A 19,734-nucleotide genomic window follows, 5' to 3' on the forward strand; every position below is an offset into this window, starting at 1 on the left:
ACACTGAACTGGGCGATCTATGGCCGCAGCGAGGACGGGCTCACCTCGGAGGAAGCCGCCGATCCTGCCGTCCTCTTCGAACGGGACTGGGTCACGCTCGGCGACCAGCTCGGTTATGTAAAGGCGGCACGCCATGTCCGCGACCATGTCGCGCCGGAGCGGATCGCGCTCAAATGCTCGGCCGTACTCGGCCTCACCGAAGCCGTCGAACAGGGGATCGGCATCGGCCCCCTGCCCTGCTTCATCGCCGATCAACGCCCCAGCCTGACGCGCCTGACGGCGCCCAATCCGGATTTCTCGACGGGGCTATGGATCCTGACCCATCCCGATATCCGCAACGCGCCGCGGGTGCGCGCCTTCATGGACTTTTGCGGAAACGAACTCGCGAAGCACCGCGGCCTGATCGAGGGGACGGGCTGAGCGTCAGCCTACTTCGCCCCCGCCTTCACGCAGAGGGAAGCTATCATATTAGATTGAGCATACCTTAGGACACACGCTAAGCTTGCCCTAACTGCTTTGGGAGGGGGAGCAAATTCAAAATGGCTACGATTGACGATTTTCGCGCGAACCTAGTGTCTTTCAGCGAGCGGGTGCAACGCGTTCGCGAGCACATCAAGAATGAAGAAGCAACTAAGGTCGCACTGATACTGCCATTCATATCTGTTCTTGGCTATGATGACAGAGACCCTACCGAAGTCGCGGCAGAGCACGCGGCCGATTTCTCAGAAAAATACAGAAATCGGGTAGATTACGCTATCCTGAAAGACATGAAGCCAGTCATAGCGATCGAATGCAAAACCGCAGGAAACGGCAGAAAGGACGATCGAGGTCAACTTAAAAGCTACTTTAACGCCGCAAAATCCGTCAAACTGGGCATGCTGACAGACGGAATAATCTACGAATTCTTCGTCGATTCRGCTGAACCCAATTTAATGGACGATGATCCATTTTTGATCGTCGACTTCGATAAAGTTGCCAAAGCCCAGATTTCAGACACGGTAATTGAAGGCCTATTTGCTTTAACCAAAGGAAAGTTCGACCCTGAAACTGTCGCCGAGAACGCGAGGCGAAGCCTGACCCACAGAGCTTTCTTCGACTACCTTTCTGATCAGTTCAACGAACCATCTGTCGAATTTACTCGTTTTCTTCTCAAAGAGAACGACATCAAGCACATTCGAGCCAATGCTATTGATGGGTATAGAGCAATCAGCAAGGCAGCTTTCAACGACGTCTTTACTTCTAATGTGCTGAAACGCCTCGACATTCGGGCGAACGCCCCGAAGCCAACCCCGAGAGCCGACCCGGCGATTGAGGAGGCGGCCACGCCAACTCCCACCATCTCGTCTTCTGGAATTGTGACGACGGTGGCCGAACTCGACGCTTTTGAAAGCATTAGGCGACGGCTTGCGTTTCTTTCTTCGGGGAACATCAACCTGTTTAACTCAATCTCGAATGTAAAATTCCGAGACTATCAAGGAAAGATGGTCGTATTCTATAAACAGGAGAGAAAGGGACGCTTGGTCGATATCACGGAAGCCCGCGATGGAACCGTGAGGTACTGGATCGTTGATGGCAACGAATCCACCCCGTTCACGGATCTATCGCAAGCTGATCAGAGGCTGCAGACGTTGTTCGAAAAGCGAATAGCCGAGTTTTAGGTCTTATCGCCTCAGCCCACCTCAACCACCACCCGGCCCCGCACCTTGCCCTCGACGATCGCCTTGCCGGTCTCGATCACGCTCTCCAACGGAATCGTCGAGGTCATGGCAGCAAGCTTGTCGCGATCGAGATCGGAAGCCAGCCGCGCCCAGGCCTCGAGCCTGCGTGGTTTCGGGCACATCACCGAATCGACTCCGAGCAGCGAGACGCCGCGCAGGATGAAGGGTGCAACCGAAGCCGGCAGATCCATGCCCTGGGCCAGGCCGCAGGCAGCAACGGCGCCGCCGTACCGGGTCATCGCCAGCAGATTGGCGAGCGTATGCGAGCCGACCGCGTCGACGCCGGCGATCCAGCGCTCCTTGGCCAGCGGCTTGCCGGGGTTGGAGAGTTCGTTGCGGTCGATGATCTCGGCTGCACCGAGGCCCTTGAGGTAGTCGGCCTCCTCGGCGCGGCCGGTCGAGGCGATGACATGCCAGCCCGCCTTCGCCAAAAGCGCGATCGCGACCGAGCCGACGCCGCCGGCAGCACCGGTGACCACAACCGGGCCATCAGCGGGTTTCAGCCCGTGCCTCTCCAGCGCCAGCACGCAGAGCATCGCGGTGTAGCCCGCGGTACCGATCGCCATGGCGTCGGCCGGGGTCATGCCGGCCGGCAGCGGCACCAGCCAGTCACCCTTGACCCGGCTTTTCTGGGCATAAGCGCCAAGATGGGTCTCACCCGTGCCCCAGCCATCCAGGATGACGAGATCGCCCGGCTTGAAATCGGGGTGGCTGGAGGTCTCGACCCGGCCGGAGAAATCGATCCCGGGAATCATCGGCCAGCGCCGGATCACCGGCGCCTTGCCAGTGATCGCGAGCCCATCCTTGTAGTTCACGGTCGAGTGCGTGACGCGGACGGTGACGTCACCTTCCATCAGATCGGCTTCGGCGAAATCCGTAAAGGCGAGGTTCGGGCCGGTTTCGCCCTTCGTCGCGACGAGCGCCTTGAAGCTGGACATGCATCACTCCTGTCGTGCCAACTGGTCACGACAGGAGTGGAACGAGCCCGGGCAATCCGCAAGGCGCAAGCATGTGCGTCTTTGCCCCGTCCCGATCAGGCGGGCTGCGGCACCGCGCGCGTCACGGGCTTCTCGACGATCGGCAGGTTGATCAGGGCGGAGGCGACACCCAGAGCGACCGAAAGCCACCAGACGATCTCGTAGGAGCCGGTCCGCTCATAKAGGATGCCACCGAGCAGCACGCCGAGGAAACCGCCGACCTGATGCGAGAAGAAGGCGAAGCCGTAGAGCATCGCCATGTATTTCGTGCCGAACATCAGCATGACCAGCGAGGAGGTCGGCGGCACGGTGGAGAGCCAGAACAGGCCGATCACGACGCCGAAGGCCAGCGCGGTGGCCGGGCTGGCCGGCAGCAGGATGAAGGCTGCGATGGCAACCGCACGCCCCAGATAGATCCAGGCCAGCAAATGGCGCTTCGGCATGCGGGAGGTCAGCCAGCCGGAGCCGAGAGAACCCGCCGCATTCGCGAGACCGATCACGGCAAGTGTCCAGCCGCCGACCCAGGCCGGCATCCCGGCATCCTTGAGATAGGCCGGCATATGCGCGGTGATGAAAGCGAGCTGGAAGCCGCAGGTGAAGAAGCCAAGCACGAGCAGGACGTAGCTGCGATGCTTGAAAGCCTCCGACAGGGCCTGCGTGACGCTCTGGTTGGGCAGGTTGACAGCCGAAGCGACCTGCCTGGCCTCTCCGGTCTTGCGCGTTCCCAGCATGATGGCGAGCGGCATCACCAGCAGCACCGAGCCGGCGAAGACGACAAGCGCCTGATGCCAGCCGATCTGCTCGATCATGATGTTGCCGATCGGCGGGAACAGGAACTGGCCGAAGGAGCCGGCCGCGGTGCCGGCACCGAATGCCATCGGGCGCCATTGCTCCGGCAGCAGCTTGCCGAAGGCAGCCAGCACGAGATTGAACGAACAGGCCGAAAGGCCGAAGCCGATCAGCACGCCGGCGCCGAGATGCATCGTCATCGGCGTCGTGGCATAGGCCATGACGACGAGGCCGGCGGCATAGAGCAACGCACCGAAGCACAGCACCCGCACCGTGCCGAACCGGTCGGCCACGGCGCCGGCAAAGGGAGCGCCGAGGCCCCAGAGCAGGTTCTGCAGGGCAATGGCGATACTGAACGTGTCGCGCCCCCAGCCGAATTCCAGCGTCATCGGGATCTGGAACAGACCGGCGCTGGCGCGGGGGCCGAAGGTGATCAGCGCGATCAGACAGCCGGCAGCGACGACGATTTCAGGCGCGTATCTGCGCCCAGTGGCCGCACTCATTGGGAGCTCCGACAATAGGACAGAAGGAGAGCAAGTCTAAACGTGTGGCTGCACGTTATCGTTTCGTCCCGCGCCGCAACAACGTCTTTTCGTGAAATTCCACATCACGGCCGCACATGGAACGCGGGTCGCCGAAGAACGCGCGCCCGAGCGCGGCATTAACCGGCTCTCAACCCTACCGGATGGATAACGGGATCGTCGAAAAGCGCGCCTTGGCTGCGCGGCCGACCCCCGGTGTTGTCAAGGCGGGCAGAGCGTTGAGTCAGTTGCGGTTACGGCGTCGCACGAGGCGAATCAGAGCGCTGGGTCTGAAATGGGCCCTGGCCACGGTCGCGCCCTGGGCGCTGTCCGTCGGGCTGCTGGTTTCCTTCACCGCATCCGCCGGGCAAAATCACGACGGCGACGCAATTCCCTATTCCATGCTGCGGCGCGCAGCGCCCTCGCCCGAATCCATGCTCGAGGAAGGCCCTTCGATGCTGGTTGCGGCCAGCGCCTTCCGCCTGCCGGGCCTCACGCTGTCATCCTCGATCCAACAGGCTCATCTCTCCTTCGACGACCCCGAACGGCGCATCGCCATCGATCCGCGCCAGCCGCGCGAGGATATGAAGCGCACGGCAAGCGCCTTCCCCGAGGTCGACCGCAGCGCCAAGGGCGACCTGCTGCCCGGCCTGCGCCCGGGCCTGACGCTTACCCCGCAGCCACGCGAGCTCGAACGTGTCGTCTTCGGCGACAACCAGCCGGGCCTGATTTCGGGCGGCTTTGCGCTCGACGCCGTGCGCGAGGGCGAAAGCAGCGACGGTCCGCAAGTGGGGTTCGAGCCCTATTCCAATGACGAGGGACTGACCGACCCAGCCCTCTCGGACTCCTCGCCGAGTTCGCCGAAGCGGATCATCACCTCGCCGCGGGAAGCCGAACTGCATCTCGAGAGCATCGACGGCTCGACGCCCTCGGTTCCGCAGCCCGCAGCACGGGCCTCATCGACTCCGGCCGTGAACTACAGCGTCGCCACGATCGCGCCGACGACGCCGCCGGCCGTGGCCGCCGCACGGCCCGCCGCCATCGGCAAGGCCGCCGCTCCCGCAACCAGCGTCGCGCGCAAGAGCGATCCGGGGCCGAAACAGATTTATACCGGGCTGATCCTGCCAGAGAACATGGCGCGCGAGCAGCGCTGCCTCGCCGAAGCCGTCTATTTCGAGGCTCGTTCGGAATCCGAGGAAGGCCGGGCTGCGGTCGCGCAGGTCGTGCTCAACCGGGTGAAGAGCGGGCTTTATCCGGACTCGGTCTGCGGCGTGGTCTACCAGAACCGGAACCGCTACCTCGCCTGCCAGTTCACCTTCGCCTGCGAGGGCAAGTCGCTGCGCATCACCGAGCCCGAGCCGTGGCGCGCCTCCGTGCGCATCGCACGCGAGGTCTTTGAGGGCACGACCTATCTCGCGGATGTCGGCGCCTCCACGCATTACCACGCGGACTATGTTCGGCCGTACTGGGCCAAGAAGCTGAAGAAAATGGATGTGATCGGCCGGCACGTCTTCTATCAGCTGAGGCCGGGCCAGACTTAGTCTATCCTGAATTTTCAACCGCGGGCCCTGACTCCAAACAGATTGAATACCGGGCTTGTTTGCGAGAATGCGGGGTCTTGGCTTGCGGGAGCGAGGCTGTATCGAGGCACCTCTGGCCGGCCCGGAGGTCACCCCACGGGAGGCCCCCCTGCCCTGGAAACCTCTGTCGGCTCAATGAGGGTGCTCAGCGAAAGCCACTGCGCCAGGACCTGATCCTTCCGGGCAGCACCAGACAGGACGCTCATGAAAGTCGTCCTGTCAGCTTGACCCGGCCCGTCGCTTGGAATTGCATCTATGAAGCCTGATGCCTCAGAACCGCGCGTGAATTGAATGCAGCTTCAGTCCCTGATTACCTGCCCGCATTGCCGACACGCGGCGGCCGAGACGATGCCGACCGACGCCTGCCAGTTCTTCTACGAATGCAAGGGATGCGGCGCATTGCTCCGGCCGAAGCAGGGTGATTGCTGCGTGTTCTGTTCCTATGGCTCGGTTCCCTGCCCACCCATTCAGGAGGCTGTGAACGGAGGATCCGGCAACCTGTCCTGCTGCGCCTCTGCTGGTCCGAGCGGAACGTGATCTGAGCCCGGGGGATACAGCCCGAAGCTGCGTCCATCTCGGCTGCACGCTGAACGAAATCGTTCTTGCCACCGTGCCCGGCCGGGACTTGCGGCCCGCTCTACCCTTGAGCCGGGAGGCTTCCGCTGCGTAGGGCTCGCCGGCCTGCTGCCTTTGCATTCCAATTCAGTATTCGAGGCCTTGCCGGACGCGCCGGATCATGGTTAATTTTACCTTGTTTTCGCGTTTACCTTGCGTTCATCACTGCCGGCTGGCTTTCTGCCTCCAACACGGCGGCGCCAGAACGCCGCCGGGGAGGTCGGAGTCAGACATGCGAGGCAAGGTGCTTTCCGCTTCCGCATTGGCCGCTTCGGTGGCTGCGGCCGCGCTGCTGCTCGGCGCCCAGGGCGCCCAGGCTGGCGGTGGCTGCTATGGCTCCGCCTGCTACACGCTGCAGCAGTCGCCCCCGGTCTATGGCACGATCAACGAGACCTATGTCGCGCGCCCGGCCCAGACGCAGTCGCGCATCATTCCGGCCGAATATGAATACGTCACCGAGCAGGTGATGGTGCATCCGCAGCGGGTCATCCCGCGCTATCGCCCGGCCCAGTACAGCACGGTTGCCGAACAGGTCCTGATCTCACCGGCGGGGCGTCGCTGGGAGGTGAGCCGCGATCTCTATGGCAACGTCACCGGTTGCTGGGTCGATGTTCCCGCGCGCTACGGCATCCAGCAGCGTACGGTCGAGATCAGCCCGGCGAGCACCGATTACGAGACCCTGCCCGCCGTCTATGGCCAGCGTCAGCGCAAGGTCATGGTGCGCCAGACGCAGGTCGTGCACGAGACGATCCCCGCTCTCTACGAAACCCGCCAACGCCAGGTGCTGATGAGCCCTGGCTCGCAATACTGGGCGCGCGGCCGCTATTGAGTTCACGCCTACCAAGAGTTTAGACGCAGACCCTTTTAACCACGGAAACGACCTTACGCCCCGGCTTCGGCCGGGGCTTTTTTCATGCGATCTCGATATCGAGCCCGAGGTCGAGCACGCTGGCGGAATGGGTCAGGGCGCCCACCGAGATCATGTCGACGCCGGTCGCCGCAATCGCCGCGACAGTGTCGAGCGTGATGCCGCCGGAGGCCTCGACCTTCATGCGGCCGCCGACCATCGCAACGCCCGTGGTCAGATCCGCAACGGACATGTTGTCGAGCATGACGATGTCGGCCCCCTCGGCGAGGACCTCCTCGAGCTGGGCCAGGGTATCGACCTCGATCTCGATCTTGACGAAGTTACCGGCCTGGCGCTTGGCCGCCTGCAAGGCGGGGCGAATGCCGCCGGCGACGGCGACATGATTGTCCTTGATCAGGATGGCGTCATCGAGCCCATAGCGATGGTTGCCGGCGCCACCGCAGCAAACGGCGTATTTCTCGAACGCGCGCAGGCCTGGCGTGGTCTTGCGGGTGTCGACGATCATCGCCTTCGTGCCCGCGGCCTTGGCTACATAGGCCGCTGCCAGTGTAGCGATGCCCGAGAGTCGGCCCATGTAATTCAAGGCGACACGCTCTGCCGAGAGGACAGAGCGGGCCTCCCCCTCGATGCGAGCCACAATGGCGCCGGGTTCGAGCCTGTCGCCGTCCGACATGGCGGCCTCGAAGCGAACCGACGGGTCGTATTGCCGGAAGGTTTCGCGGGCGAAGGGCAGCCCGGCAACGATGCCGCTCTTGCGCGCGGCGATCACCGCGCTTGCCCGCTTGCCGGCCGGAATCGTCGCAAGGGTGGTGATGTCACCGGCCCGGCCGAGATCCTCGATCAGAGCGGCACGCACCGCTTCGGTGATGAGCAGGKGATTGAGGACGGCTTGGCTCACGTCGGGCTCCGGATCAGGACAGGGCGCGGCGCGCGGCAGGCGGCGCCGATAATGTCAGCTTGCTGCGCGTCGCCAGCGCCGCGCTGGCTTGCGGAAAATCGCTGCGCCAATGGCCGCCACGGCTCTCGCGCCGGGCAAGCGCTGCGGCAACGATGATGAGAGCGGCGCTCGCCATGTTGACGAGCGTCGAACTGTCCGCAGCCTCGGCGATGGCCTGGAGCTGACGCGACGCGGCAAGCAGCCCTGGCCCGCCACGCACCACGCCGGCCCTATCCGACATGATCGCGCGCAAGCGCTCGATCGCGCGCTGGTCCGCGGCTGTCGGCAAGCAGGCTGCCGTGCCGCTCATGCGGACAGGCTTCCCCCTGGTTCTCATCACCAACGGGCGGCCCTTCAGGTGCTCGGCGACACGTGCGCCGAAGACCACCGCCTCCAGAAGGGAATTCGAGGCGAGACGGTTGGCACCATGCAAGCCGGTACTGGCCACTTCACCGGCGGCATAGAGGCCGGGAAGCGTCGTGCAACCATGAGCGTCCGTCGCCACACCACCCATGTGGTAGTGCTCGGCCGGCGCCACCGGCATGAGCTCGGTCGCTGGATCGATGCCCGCCTTGCGGCAGGCGGCGGTGACGGCGGGAAAGCGCTCGGAAAACTCCGTGCCGATCGCCGCCCTTGCATCGAGGAAGGCACCGCGCCCGGCCGCGATCTCGGCGAAGACGGCGCGCGCCACGATATCGCGTGGGGCGAGCTCGACGTCCTTGTGGGCAGCCAGCATGAACCGCTCGCCAGCGGCATTGACGAGAATGCCGCCATCGCCCCGGATCGCTTCGGTCGCCAGCGGGGCTGGGTCGAGCCCGAGCGCCAGCGCGGTTGGATGAAACTGCACGAACTCCGCATCGGCAATCGTCGCGCCGGCGCGTGCCGCCATGGCCAGTCCTTCGCCACGCGCCTCCGCCGGGTTCGTGGTCAGCGCGTAGAGATGGCCGATGCCTCCCGTGGCCAACACGGTCGCGACGGCATGAAATCGCGTCGCCTCGCGCGCCGCCCCGTGCTCGCCGCGCGCCAGCACACCCGTGCAGGCGCCATCGGTAAGAAGCAGGTCCTCGGCAATGAACCCTTCCCGGACGGTGATCGAAGGCGTCTGCCGCACCGTCGCAATCAGCGCCTGCATGATCGCGGCGCCGGCACCATCGCCGCCGACGCGGACGACACGATGCTCCGAATGCGCGGCCTCGCGCGACTGCACGAGTCGCCCGGCGAGATYGCGATCGAAGGGGACGCCATAGGACAGAAGATCATGGACGCGTTCGGCAGCCTCATTGGCAACCATATGCGCGACGGCCTCGTCGACGATGCCGGCACCCGCCGCGATCGTATCGGCAGCGTGTTTGCCGGCCGTGTCGCCCTCGGACATCGCCGCGGCAATGCCGCCTTGCGCCCAGCTCGAGGAAGAGCCCTCGCCGAGCGGGCGCGGCGCCAGCACCGTGCAGGGCAGCGGCGCCAGTTTCAAGGCCGTGAACAGCCCCGCCAGCCCGCCGCCGACGATGAGGATATCCGCTTGGATGTCAGGCATGAGGGCCAATCCGCCGCCAGCGCCCCTCCCCCTGAAGGGAGAGGCATGCGGGTTTACATCGTCAGGTTGACCATTCGCTCAACCGAGCGCCGGGCCTTCTCGGCCATCGCCGGATCGATCACCACCTCGTGCTGCATATAGACCAGCGACTCGAGGATCTTGGGCAAGGTAATGCGCTTCATATGCGGGCAGAGATTGCAGGGCCGCACGAATTCGACGCCCTTCGTCTCGGCTGCAACATTGTCCGCCATTGAGCATTCGGTGACGAGCAGGACGCGGCCCGGCAGCTCATGCTTGACCCAGTCGATCATGCCCTTGGTCGAACCAGCGTAATCGGCAACTGCCACGACTTCCGGCGGGCATTCCGGATGGGCGACGATTTTGATGCTCGGATCGGCCTCGCGGTAGCGCACGAGCTCTTCGGCGGTGAAGCGCTCATGCACCTCGCAGGCGCCTGCCCAGGAGATGATCTTCACCTTGGTCTGCGCCGCGACGTTCTTCGCCAGATACTGGTCAGGCACGAAGATGACTTCCGGCACGCCCAGGCTCTCGACCACCTGCACGGCATTCGACGAGGTGCAGCAGATATCGACCTCCGCCTTCACATCGGCCGAGGTGTTGACATAGGCGACGACCGGACGGCCGGGATAGCGCTCGCGCAACAGACGGATATCGGCGCCCGTGATCGAAGAGGCCAGCGAGCAGCCGGCCTTCATGTCCGGCATCAGCACGATCTTGTCGGGGCTGAGCAGCTTCGAGGTCTCGGCCATGAAATGCACGCCGCCCTGCACGATGACCTCTGCCTTGGTCTTCGAGGCCACCTTGGCGAGCTGCAAGGAGTCGCCGACGATGTCGGAGACACAATGGAAGATCTCCGGCGTCATGTAGTTATGGCCGAGGATGACCGCGTTGCGGACCTGTTTCAGCTCGTTGATCGCCTTGATCGTCGGCGCGAAGAAGGGCCACTCCACCGCCGGAATGACGGCCTTGACCTTCTCGTAGAGATGCGCGGTCGCGGCCTCGACCTCAGGCGTCCAGGTCAGGTCTGGCATCGGCAATGGTCGGAAGCGCGGATCGTCCCTGCGGCGCGCGACAGTGACCGGGGCGACAGCGTTGTCGGCCTCGAAGCCCCGAGTCTTTTCCAAGCCCAAAGACATGGCATCCTCCTCATCCCTGCGATGCCGGAGCTCCGCTCCGGGTCGCCGCCGGCCTGTTGCTAGCCAGCTATGCTCGTTTTGAGCATAAGGATATTAGCACGTCTCCCCGATGCTGACCAGCACTCGGCATCCCGCGCCAGCGCGCGGTCCTTCATGTGTTTGGGGAATATGGCAGGCAGTCAGGCGATGCCGCCGGTGACCAGCGCCAGGACGCCAAGACCGAGCACGAAGGCCAGGATCCGGGCGGGCATCCCGACAAGGGCGCCGGGCGGACGGCCCGTCACGAAACCAAAGACGACTTCGATGAGGCCGAGCCCGATCAGGACGAACAGATAGCGCGGGAAAGCTGCCGATCCCGCCAGCCATCCAATGTGAGCCGCGAGTGCGACAAGGCCTCCGAGGCCTGCGCCTGCAGCGAGGAAGAGCAGTTCAACCCGGCTGAAGCGCATGCTGTGGCTCAACGCCGACGGAAGTTCTGATTGCGCGGCGGCCCACCCGGAGCCGGTCCCGCCGTCTTCTGACGGAAGTTGATGCGGCCGCGATCAAGATCATAAGGCGACATCTCGACGACGACCCGGTCTCCGGCGATCGTGCGGATGCGGTTCTTCTTCATCTTGCCGGCCGCGTAGGCCAGGATCACATGGTCATTGTCGAGCTTCACCCGATAGTTTCCATCGGGCAGCACCTCGACCACCGTGCCGTCGAACTCGAGAAGTTCTTCTTTCGCCATTCCTTGGTCCTTCTTCTGCGCCTTGGGCGGACGACCGGATCAGAGGGATCCGCCGGCCCGATCGTCCCCTGGCTATCCGCGCGTCAGTTCGCGCGGCGCCGGGCGCCGCCATTGCGACGTTGCTCTGTTCTTTGCTGCAAGAACGCGACGCCGCCAAGTCCTTCCTTGCCGGCAACGCTGTCTTTTCGCGCCGAAGGCGCCTCAGTGCGCTGCGGCGGACGGTCATTGCGCGGAGTCTCGCTGCGCTGACCGGCGGCATGCTGGGGCTTGCCCGCCTGCTGCGGCTTCGCGCCCTGGCGCTGGCCCTGCGGCCGGCCATGATCGCGCCCGCCACCGGAGCCCTGGCCATTGCGGCCGCGACCCTGGTTCTGCGGCGGCTTCTTGGGCGTGCGACCATCCCAGTGCGGCACCTCGCCGACCGGGGTCAGCGAAACGCGGGTCAGCTTCTCGATCGCCGCCAGATCGCCGCGCTCTTCCGGGGTGCAGAAGGCAATGGCGACGCCGGTGGCACCAGCGCGCGCGGTGCGGCCGATGCGGTGGACATAGGTTTCCGCCACGTTCGGCAGGTCGAAATTGACGACATGGCTGACGCCGTCGACATCGATGCCGCGCGCCGCGATATCGGTCGCGACCAGAATGCGCAGTTCGCCATCACGGAAAGCGCCGAGAGCGCGCTCGCGCTGGCCCTGGCTCTTGTTGCCGTGGATGGCAGCCGACTTGATGCCGGACTGCTCGAGCTGGCGCACGACCTTGTCCGCACCGTGCTTGGTGCGCGTGAACACGATCGCGCGCTCCATCTCCGCCACGCCGAGCGTCTTCGCCAGCAGCGCCGGCTTGTGGCCGGGATCGGTGAAGATGACGCGCTGCTCGACCTTCTCGGCAGTCGTGGCAACCGGCGTCACCGCGACCTCGACCGGATTGGTCAGATAGGCCGAGGCGATCTCGCGGATCTGCTTCGGCATGGTCGCCGAGAACAGAAGCGTCTGGCGCTTGGCCGGGATCAGCGTCGCAATCCGGCGCAGGGCATGGATGAAGCCGAGATCAAGCATCTGATCGGCCTCGTCGAGCACCAGGAACTCGATCTCGCGCAGCGAGACTGCGCGCTGGTCGACGAGATCAAGCAGGCGGCCGGGCGTGGCGACGAGGATGTCGACGGTCTGGCCAAGCGCACGGATCTGCTTGCCGACTGGCACGCCGCCGAAGATCACGGCCGATTTGACCGTGGTGAACTGGGCGTAGGTGCGGATGCTGGTCTCGATCTGCGCCGCAAGCTCACGCGTCGGGCTCAGGATGAGTGCGCGCACCGAACGCGGCTGCATGCGCCGGGGGTTGTTCAGCAACCGGTGCAGCATCGGCAGCGAGAAGGCGGCCGTCTTGCCCGTGCCCGTCTGGGCCGCGCCGAACAGATCCTTGCCTTCGAGAATAGGGGGGATGGCCTGCGCCTGGATGGGCGTCGGCTTGGAATAACCTTCAGCCGCGAGCGCCTTGAGAAGCTGCTCGGCGAGGCCGAGGTCTGTAAATTGTGTCAAAACAGGTCTTTCTGAAGCCGAAACGCAAGGGGCGCATGTGGAAACCGGCTGCGCCACCGAATGGGTTCGGCATTGAAGTACGTCATTCCGCCCGGCGAACCGCTAGCCACTGCGCCGAAAGGTATTGTTGTAAAGGTATCGATAGAGAGAGCCGGGAGAGTGCGAGCACCCTCCCGGTCAGTATTCAGCCTCAGGCGACGACGAGGTTGCCGGCCGAGGACTTGCCGGTCTTGCGATCGGYGATCAGCTCGAAGGAGACGACCTGACCATCGCGAAGTTCGCGCAGACCAGCACGCTCGACAGCGCTGATGTGGACGAAAACGTCCTGGCCGCCGGCCTCAGGGGTGATGAAGCCATAGCCCTTGGTGGTGTTGAACCACTTCACGGTGCCCTTGTTCATAGGGTAGTCCTTACGTTTCAGATCCGCGTTCGTATGTGGAAGACACGACTTGACGCGCGGACGCCTCGCCGTGGCCTTGATAACGATGTGTGGTGGATCTGAATCGTGCCCGCCGACCGGGAAATCCCGCGCGGAGGATTGGCCAGAACCCGGCCGCATCTCGTCTTACATGGGCGGCACTAGCATAAATTGCAATGCGGGTCCAGCGCAGCGCCCTGATGCGCAACGGCGCCCCCTTCCCGGCATCCGCGCAAGACGGGAGCATCGGAGAAGGCGGCCCGCGGAGGCCCGCTCTGCGTCGAGGCTGCATCCCTCGACCCGTCGCATCAACGTCTTCGTCGGCGTGCCGACAGAATAACCGCAATGAGCGATGTCAATCGGCAGGCCGAACTCTTTGCCGATCTGGTCTTCGAACGGGGACTGCTCGCTTGCGCCCTGGAACGGATGCCTTCCGGGCCGCTCCTCAGCTTTGACGCGGCGGATGGTCCGACCAGGGGCCGTCGCTAGCGCTCATTCGATCTCGCCCAGAAGCCCGACGAGGCCGCCAAGATCCGCCAGGCGGCGATAGCGCTGCTCCGCGACCGGTTCCTCGGCATGTTCGAGCACCCAGGTCAGCTCATGCGGCACATGCACAGCCCAGGCCCCCGCCTGCAGCGCCGGCACGATGTCCGACTTCAGCGAGTTACCCACCATCATCGCATGTCTCGGCCCGTCACCATGACGCGCGAAGATGCGTTCATAGGTCGTGACACTCTTGTCGCTGACGATCTCGACCGCCTGGAAGAAATCGCCCAGCCCGGACTGGGCGAGCTTGCGTTCCTGATCGAAAAGATCGCCCTTGGTGATCAGGACCAACCTGTATTCGGAGGCCAGCGCCTCCAGTGTTTCCTGTGCCCCCGGAAGCGTCTCGACCGGATGCGCCAGCATCTCGCGCCCGGCGGCAAGGATTTCGGCGATGACGGAAGCCGGCACATTGCCGCCTGTGACCTCGATCGCGGTCTCGATCATCGAGAGCGTGAAGCCCTTGATGCCAAATCCGTAGAAGCCGAGATTGCGACGCTCGGCGTCCAGCAACCTGCCGGAGATTTCGGCGGCTTCGCCGTGCTCGCCGAGCAGGGCGACGAAACGCTCCTCCGTCAGCCGGAAGAACTGCTCGTTCTGCCAGAGCGTGTCATCGGCATCGAAGCCGATCGTGGTGAGCGCGCGAGACGGCACGGTTCAGCCCTTCAACTCGGAGATGAAGCGGTCGAGCTCGGCATTGAAGCGCGCCGCATCCTCGAAATAGACGGAATGGCCGGTTTCGGGAACGCTGACGAAGCGGCCCCTGGGAGCATGGGCAGCGACCGCCGCGACGCCACAAGGCGGGACGACGAGGTCGTCGGCGCCGGACAGGAACAAGGCTGGACAATCGAGTGCGGCGAGGTCGGACGGCGGGCGGTTGCGCGCCTCCCAGATGCGTTGCCGAACCAGCGCCTTGTCCAGACCTGCATTGATGCGGTCGATCGATTTGTAGAGTTCGTAGAGCGCCGGCAAGCGTTTCGCGAAGGCTTCGCCGCAGGCAGGATGGATACCGCTCCTGGCCCAACGCGGCAGTGTCTCATCGACACGCTGCTGCCAGGCCGCGAGTTCGCTCGAGATATTCCTTCCGGCCTTGCCGAAATCGAGCGTGCCGGTGGTGCAGGCCATGACGAGCCCGCTCACCCGACCGGGGTTCGCCAGCGCATAATCCACACAACTCCAGCCGCCCATGGATTGCGCGACCAGAACCGGCCGCTCCAACGACAGATGGGTGATCAGCGCGGCGAGGTCGCCGGCATAGTCTGCCGGATCGGGGCCTCCGGCCACCGGCTCCGACGGCGCGAAACCGCGATGAGCGAAGGTGACGCAGCTGTACTGCGGACTGAAATGAGCGACCTGCTGCCACCAGGACAAATGATTGCCGCCCAGTCCATGAGCGAAGACGATGGGCGGGCCAGAGCCCGTGACCTCGTAATAGAGCTTGCCGAAGGGGCGGGAGAGTTGGCCGATACGCGTCTGCATGGCGCGAAACTAGACCGGCGGCCGTTCTCGCGGCAATGCAGGATTGTCGGTCTCAGGCCGAGCATGGCGCAGGCCCGGGACCGACGTCCAGGAGATGGTCGGCTCGAGGCCGACCATCAGGATCTCCCTGCTCAGGCGTCCTTGGCCTTGATCGCGCCCAGTGCGGCTTGCGCCGCGGCCAGGCGTGCGATCGGCACCCGGAAGGGCGAGCAGGAGACGTAGTCGAGACCGATGCTCTCGCAGAAGCCGATCGAGGCGGGGTCGCCACCATGCTCGCCGCAGATGCCCAGCTTGATCCGCGGACGGCTCCGGCGACCGCGCTCGACCGCGAGCTTGACGAGTTMGCCGACGCCCTCCTGGTCGATGGTGACGAAGGGGTCGAATTCCAGGATGCCCTTGGCGGTATAGGAGCCGAGGAAGGAACCCGCGTCGTCGCGGCTGATGCCGAGCGTGGTCTGGGTCAGGTCATTGGTGCCGAAGGAGAAGAATTCGGCGCTGCGGGCGATCTCCTCGGCACGCAAGGCGGCGCGCGGCAGCTCGATCATCGTGCCGACCTGATAGGTGAACTCGGTCTTGCTCTCGCCGATCACGGCCTTCGCCATGGCGTCGATGCGGGCCTTGACGAGGTCGAACTCGGCGACGCCCATCACCAGCGGCACCATCACCTCCGGGATGACCGGCTTGCCGGTCTCGCGCGCCGAGATCACGGCGGCCTCGAAGATGGCGCGGGCCTGCATCTCGGCGATTTCAGGGTACGCCACCGCCAGCCTGCAGCCGCGGAAGCCGAGCATCGGGTTGAACTCGTGCAGCTCGGCCGCCCGGCGCCGGAGCACGTCCGGCGTCACCGCCATGGCGCGCGCCACCTCGGCGATCTCCTCGTCGGTATGCGGCAGGAACTCGTGCAGCGGCGGATCGAGCAGCCGGATCGTGACCGGCAGGCCCTGCATGATGGTGAAGAGCTCGACGAAATCCTGCCGCTGCATCGGCAGGAGCTTGGCCAGCGCGTCGCGCCGTCCCTTGTCGTCGCCGGCGAGGATCATCTCCCGCATCGGCAGGATGCGATCCTCGTCGAAGAACATGTGCTCGGTGCGGCAGAGCCCGATGCCCTCGGCGCCGAAATCGCGGGCCGCGCGGGCATCGCGCGGCGTCTCGGCATTGGCACGGACCTTGAGGCGCCGAACCTTGTCGGCCCAGCCCATCAGCGTGCCGAAATCGCCGGAAAGCTCCGGCTGTTGCATCTTGACCTCGCCAAGCAGAACCTGGCCGAGGGTGCCGTCGATCGTGATGAAATCGCCGGCCCGCAGCGTGGTCGGCCCCACCGTCAGCGTGCCCTTGGCATAGTCGACCCGGATCTGGCCGGCGCCGGAGACGCAGGGCTTGCCCATCCCGCGCGCCACGACCGCCGCATGCGAGGTCATGCCGCCACGCGTGGTCAAGATGCCTTCGGCGGCATGCATGCCGTGGATATCTTCCGGACTGGTCTCGACCCGGACCAGGATGACCTTGCGGCCTGTCTTCTTGGCAGCCTCCGCATCGTCTGAATTGAAGACGATCTCCCCGGCCGCCGCACCGGGCGAAGCCGGCAGGCCGGTCGTCAGCACGCGGCGCTCGGCCTTGGGATCGATCGCCGGGTGCAGGAGCTGTTCGAGGGCGCCGGGCTCGACGCGGCCGATCGCCTCCTCCTCGCCGATCAATCCCTCCTGTGCCAGATCGACCGCGATCCTGAGCGCGGCCTTGGCGGTACGCTTGCCGGACCGGGTCTGCAGCATCCAGAGCTTGCCCTCCTGGATGGTGAACTCCATGTCCTGCATGTCGCGATAATGCTTCTCGAGGATGCCGTAGATCCGGCAGAGCTCGGCATAGGCCGCGGGCATCGCCTTCTCCATGGAAGGCTTGTCCGAGCCGGCGGCCTGACGCGCCACCTCGGTGATGTCCTGCGGAGTGCGGATGCCGGCAACGACATCCTCACCCTGCGCATTGATCAGAAACTCGCCATAGAGCGCGTTCTCGCCGGTCGAGGGATTGCGGGTGAAGGCGACGCCGGTGGCCGAGGTCTCGCCCATGTTGCCGAACACCATCGACTGGACATTGACGGCCGTGCCCCAGGAGGCAGGGATATTGTTGAGTTCGCGGTATTTGATCGCGCGGGCATTCATCCAGGACGAGAACACTGCGCCGACGGCGCCCCAGAGCTGCTCCTGCGGCTCCTGCGGGAACTCGGCACCGAGCGCCTTCTTCACGATGTCCTTGTAACGACCGACAAGCACCTTCCAGTCATCGGCCGAGAGATCGGTATCGAGATGCAAGCCCTTGCGCTCCTTGTAGTCTTCGAGCGCCTCCTCGAAATGGCCGTGATCGACGTCGAGCACGACGTTCGAATACATGGTGATGAAGCGGCGATAGCTGTCCCAGGCGAAGCGGGCGTCGCCCGAGGCCTTCGCCACGGCCTCGACGGTGACGTCGTTGAGGCCAAGGTTGAGGACGGTGTCCATCATGCCTGGCATCGAGGCGCGAGCGCCGGAGCGCACCGACACCAGAAGCGGATTGGCAGGATCGCCGAAGAGCTTGCCGGTGAGACGCCCCATCTCRGCAAGCGCAGCCTTCACCTGCCCGGCGAGATCGGACGGGAAATTCTTGCCATTATCGTAATAATGGGTGCAGACCTCGGTGGTGATCGTAAAGCCGGGCGGAACCGGCAAGCCCAGATTGCTCATCTCGGCGAGGTTTGCACCCTTGCCGCCGAGCAGGTTCTTCATGCCCGCTTCACCCTCGGCCTTGCCGTCGCCGAAGGTGTAGACCCACTTCCCACCAGCCATCACAACTACCTCTTCATCCAGCCGGGCTCAGCAACGCGCCGGCGATCCAAAAGTTTCATGCGAAGCGCCGCCGGCAGAGACAGCCGGGCGGCAGGGACGGGCGAGGTCATGCCGAAAAGCGGATGAACAATCAATGAGCGAGGCTGCAGCAGGATTGCTGCAGATCTGCGACGCTCCTCAGCCACGCAAAGGGTTGCGCGCCGCACGCGGCCAACGCAGCGGCCAATTGACGATACGTTCGGGCAGGTCGTCCTCATCGACGTCATCTTCACTGGCGAAGACCCGGCCGCGCACGGAGACGCCGGCCGTGACGACCGTCTCGGGGTCGCCAGACACCAGCGGATGCCACCAGGGCAGGTCACGCCCCTCCCCGACCAGCCGATAGGCGCAGGTCGGCGGCAACCACGGCAGCGTGCGAACGTCTTCCGGGGTCAGCGTCACGCAATCGGGAACGAGCGTCGAGCGATGGGAGTAATCCTTGCAGCGGCATGTCCCGGCATCGAACAATCGGCAGCCAATATCGGTCGCGTGGATGCGGCCGGTATCGTCGTCCTCGAGCTTCACCAGGCAGCAGCGCCCACAGCCGTCACAGAGCGATTCCCACTCCTGCATGGTCATCTCGTCGAGCGTCTTGCTAAGCCAGAATGGCTCTGGCCGGATGGGTGCGTCCGTCATGAAGGCGCTTATGCGCCCTCGTGGGGTTCGTGGGAAGCGCCGCGATGCCGCGCATCCCAGCTGCACGTCGATCCGGGCGGACTGTTTCGCAATGGCACGGATCGTCTGGCGCGAAACCTGCTGTTCATCTGCTTAAAGGATGACACTGGCCTTCACGCGCGCGAAGGTCGATCCTATGTCCCTACCAAGGGGCACTTTGGGTTGCCAACACCATCCGGTCGCGGCAGGAGATAACCGCAGTTTTTCGTCAGGGTGGCCCGGGCGGCGATGGAGTTCAGGAAGGCAAACTGGACGACCCGTCTCAAGCGCTTCGCGCTTGCCGTCGATTCATGGATCGACGACACGCTCTGGGGCGCGGGCCGTCGCGCGGGCGAAGCCTATGAACGTTTGCGCAGCTATGCCGACCGGCTGACCGTCTCCGGCGGCAAGCGGCTCGCAGCGGAGTTCGCCAGCGAGGGCCTGAATGTCGGGATCGCCGGCGCTCTCGTCATGCTCATGCTCGCAATCCCGGCCTTCCACGAAGGCCGCGAGGAGGCGCTCAAGCATCAAGTCTTCGCGGTGACCTTCCTGGACCGATACGGCTCCGAGCTCGGTCATCGCGGCGCGCGCCATGACGATTCGCTGAAGCTCGAGGAACTGCCGGACCATCTCATCAAGGCCGTCCTGGCAACCGAGGACCGGCGCTTCTACGACCATTTCGGCATCGACATCTTCGGCACCTTTCGCGCGATCACCGTGAACGCGCGCGCCTCGGGCGTGGTGCAGGGCGGCTCGTCGCTGACCCAACAGCTCGCCAAGAACCTCTTCCTGAGCAATGAGCGCTCGCTCGACCGCAAGATCAAGGAAGC

General features: G+C 64.6%; 20 protein-coding genes. 7 read left to right on the forward strand and 13 right to left on the reverse strand.

Going from position 1 to position 19,734, the window contains the following annotated elements; genetic code table 11:
- Positions 1-420: LysR substrate-binding domain-containing protein (locus AC1DRP_RS22835; protein WP_476769640.1), on the forward strand; the 420-nt coding region annotated here is incomplete at its 5' end.
- A 119-nt stretch (positions 421-539) separates the two neighbouring features.
- Positions 540-1,658, forward strand: coding sequence for a type I restriction enzyme HsdR N-terminal domain-containing protein (locus AC1DRP_RS22840; protein WP_476769641.1), 1,119 nt, complete (start codon positions 540-542; stop codon positions 1,656-1,658).
- A gap of 11 nt (positions 1,659-1,669) precedes the next feature.
- Here the strand turns inward: AC1DRP_RS22840 and acuI are convergent, their stop codons facing one another.
- On the reverse strand, positions 1,670-2,656 hold the full coding sequence (gene acuI, locus AC1DRP_RS22845; RefSeq protein ID WP_441506522.1) for an acrylyl-CoA reductase (NADPH): 987 nt from the start codon (positions 2,654-2,656) through the stop codon (positions 1,670-1,672).
- Between the two features lie 95 nt (positions 2,657-2,751).
- The gene (locus tag AC1DRP_RS22850) at positions 2,752-3,987 is read right to left on the reverse strand and encodes an MFS transporter (RefSeq protein WP_441506521.1); all 1,236 of its coding nucleotides are present in this window, start codon (positions 3,985-3,987) and stop codon (positions 2,752-2,754) included.
- Between the two features lie 473 nt (positions 3,988-4,460).
- On the opposite strand from AC1DRP_RS22850, the gene AC1DRP_RS22855 reads away from it, so the two are divergent.
- The 3 genes from AC1DRP_RS22855 to AC1DRP_RS22865 all read left to right on the forward strand — a co-directional run bounded on the left by AC1DRP_RS22855 (position 4,461) and on the right by AC1DRP_RS22865 (position 7,029).
- Positions 4,461-5,546 (forward strand): cell wall hydrolase, encoded by a 1,086-nt coding sequence (locus AC1DRP_RS22855; protein WP_476769642.1) that lies wholly within the window; start codon positions 4,461-4,463, stop codon positions 5,544-5,546.
- 330 nt (positions 5,547-5,876) lie between these two features.
- Positions 5,877-6,122, forward strand: coding sequence for a GDCCVxC domain-containing (seleno)protein (locus tag AC1DRP_RS22860; RefSeq protein WP_441506519.1), 246 nt, complete (start codon positions 5,877-5,879; stop codon positions 6,120-6,122).
- A gap of 310 nt (positions 6,123-6,432) precedes the next feature.
- A complete protein-coding gene (locus AC1DRP_RS22865; protein WP_441506518.1) occupies positions 6,433-7,029 on the forward strand; it encodes a hypothetical protein in 597 nt (198 codons plus the stop codon).
- Between the two features lie 82 nt (positions 7,030-7,111).
- On the opposite strand, the gene nadC is transcribed toward AC1DRP_RS22865, so the two are convergent.
- The 7 genes from nadC to AC1DRP_RS22900 form a co-directional block, all read right to left on the reverse strand.
- The gene (nadC, locus tag AC1DRP_RS22870) at positions 7,112-7,966 is read right to left on the reverse strand and encodes a carboxylating nicotinate-nucleotide diphosphorylase (protein WP_476769643.1); all 855 of its coding nucleotides are present in this window, start codon (positions 7,964-7,966) and stop codon (positions 7,112-7,114) included.
- 13 nt (positions 7,967-7,979) lie between these two features.
- A complete protein-coding gene (locus AC1DRP_RS22875) occupies positions 7,980-9,539 on the reverse strand; it encodes an L-aspartate oxidase (protein WP_476769644.1) in 1,560 nt (519 codons plus the stop codon).
- A gap of 53 nt (positions 9,540-9,592) precedes the next feature.
- Positions 9,593-10,696 (reverse strand): quinolinate synthase NadA, encoded by a 1,104-nt coding sequence (gene nadA / locus AC1DRP_RS22880; protein WP_441506515.1) that lies wholly within the window; start codon positions 10,694-10,696, stop codon positions 9,593-9,595.
- Positions 10,697-10,875: 179 nt separating this feature from the next.
- On the reverse strand, positions 10,876-11,145 hold the full coding sequence (locus AC1DRP_RS22885; RefSeq protein ID WP_441506514.1) for a hypothetical protein: 270 nt from the start codon (positions 11,143-11,145) through the stop codon (positions 10,876-10,878).
- Between the two features lie 8 nt (positions 11,146-11,153).
- The gene (gene infA, locus AC1DRP_RS22890; RefSeq protein WP_054207590.1) at positions 11,154-11,426 is read right to left on the reverse strand and encodes a translation initiation factor IF-1; all 273 of its coding nucleotides are present in this window, start codon (positions 11,424-11,426) and stop codon (positions 11,154-11,156) included.
- Between the two features lie 83 nt (positions 11,427-11,509).
- Positions 11,510-12,955 (reverse strand): DEAD/DEAH box helicase, encoded by a 1,446-nt coding sequence (locus tag AC1DRP_RS22895; protein WP_441506513.1) that lies wholly within the window; start codon positions 12,953-12,955, stop codon positions 11,510-11,512.
- 190 nt (positions 12,956-13,145) lie between these two features.
- Positions 13,146-13,355, reverse strand: a complete 210-nt coding sequence (locus AC1DRP_RS22900) for a cold-shock protein (RefSeq protein WP_476769645.1) — start codon at positions 13,353-13,355, stop codon at positions 13,146-13,148.
- A 363-nt stretch (positions 13,356-13,718) separates the two neighbouring features.
- Here AC1DRP_RS22900 and AC1DRP_RS22905 point away from each other — a divergent pair, with 363 nt between their 5' ends.
- Positions 13,719-13,862 carry a hypothetical protein gene (locus tag AC1DRP_RS22905; protein ID WP_476769646.1) on the forward strand — a complete coding sequence of 48 codons (144 nt, stop codon included), beginning with the start codon at positions 13,719-13,721 and terminating at the stop codon, positions 13,860-13,862.
- Positions 13,863-13,865: 3 nt separating this feature from the next.
- Here the strand turns inward: AC1DRP_RS22905 and AC1DRP_RS22910 are convergent, their stop codons facing one another.
- The 4 genes from AC1DRP_RS22910 to AC1DRP_RS22925 all read right to left on the reverse strand — a co-directional run bounded on the left by AC1DRP_RS22910 (position 13,866) and on the right by AC1DRP_RS22925 (position 18,886).
- Positions 13,866-14,570 carry an HAD-IA family hydrolase gene (locus AC1DRP_RS22910; RefSeq protein WP_441506512.1) on the reverse strand — a complete coding sequence of 235 codons (705 nt, stop codon included), beginning with the start codon at positions 14,568-14,570 and terminating at the stop codon, positions 13,866-13,868.
- 3 nt (positions 14,571-14,573) lie between these two features.
- The gene (locus tag AC1DRP_RS22915; RefSeq protein WP_476769647.1) at positions 14,574-15,395 is read right to left on the reverse strand and encodes an alpha/beta fold hydrolase; all 822 of its coding nucleotides are present in this window, start codon (positions 15,393-15,395) and stop codon (positions 14,574-14,576) included.
- Positions 15,396-15,526: 131 nt separating this feature from the next.
- Positions 15,527-18,211: a pyruvate, phosphate dikinase gene (gene ppdK, locus AC1DRP_RS22920; protein ID WP_476769648.1), complete on the reverse strand. Its 2,685-nt coding sequence runs from the start codon at positions 18,209-18,211 to the stop codon at positions 15,527-15,529.
- A gap of 177 nt (positions 18,212-18,388) precedes the next feature.
- Complete coding sequence (locus AC1DRP_RS22925) at positions 18,389-18,886, reverse strand: YcgN family cysteine cluster protein (RefSeq protein ID WP_441506509.1); 498 nt, start codon at positions 18,884-18,886, stop codon at positions 18,389-18,391.
- A gap of 267 nt (positions 18,887-19,153) precedes the next feature.
- Between AC1DRP_RS22925 and AC1DRP_RS22930 the strand changes: the two genes are divergently transcribed.
- Positions 19,154-19,734: transglycosylase domain-containing protein (locus AC1DRP_RS22930; protein ID WP_476769649.1), on the forward strand; the 581-nt coding region annotated here is incomplete at its 3' end.

The organism is Allobosea sp. 01N443 (assembly GCF_056399325.1).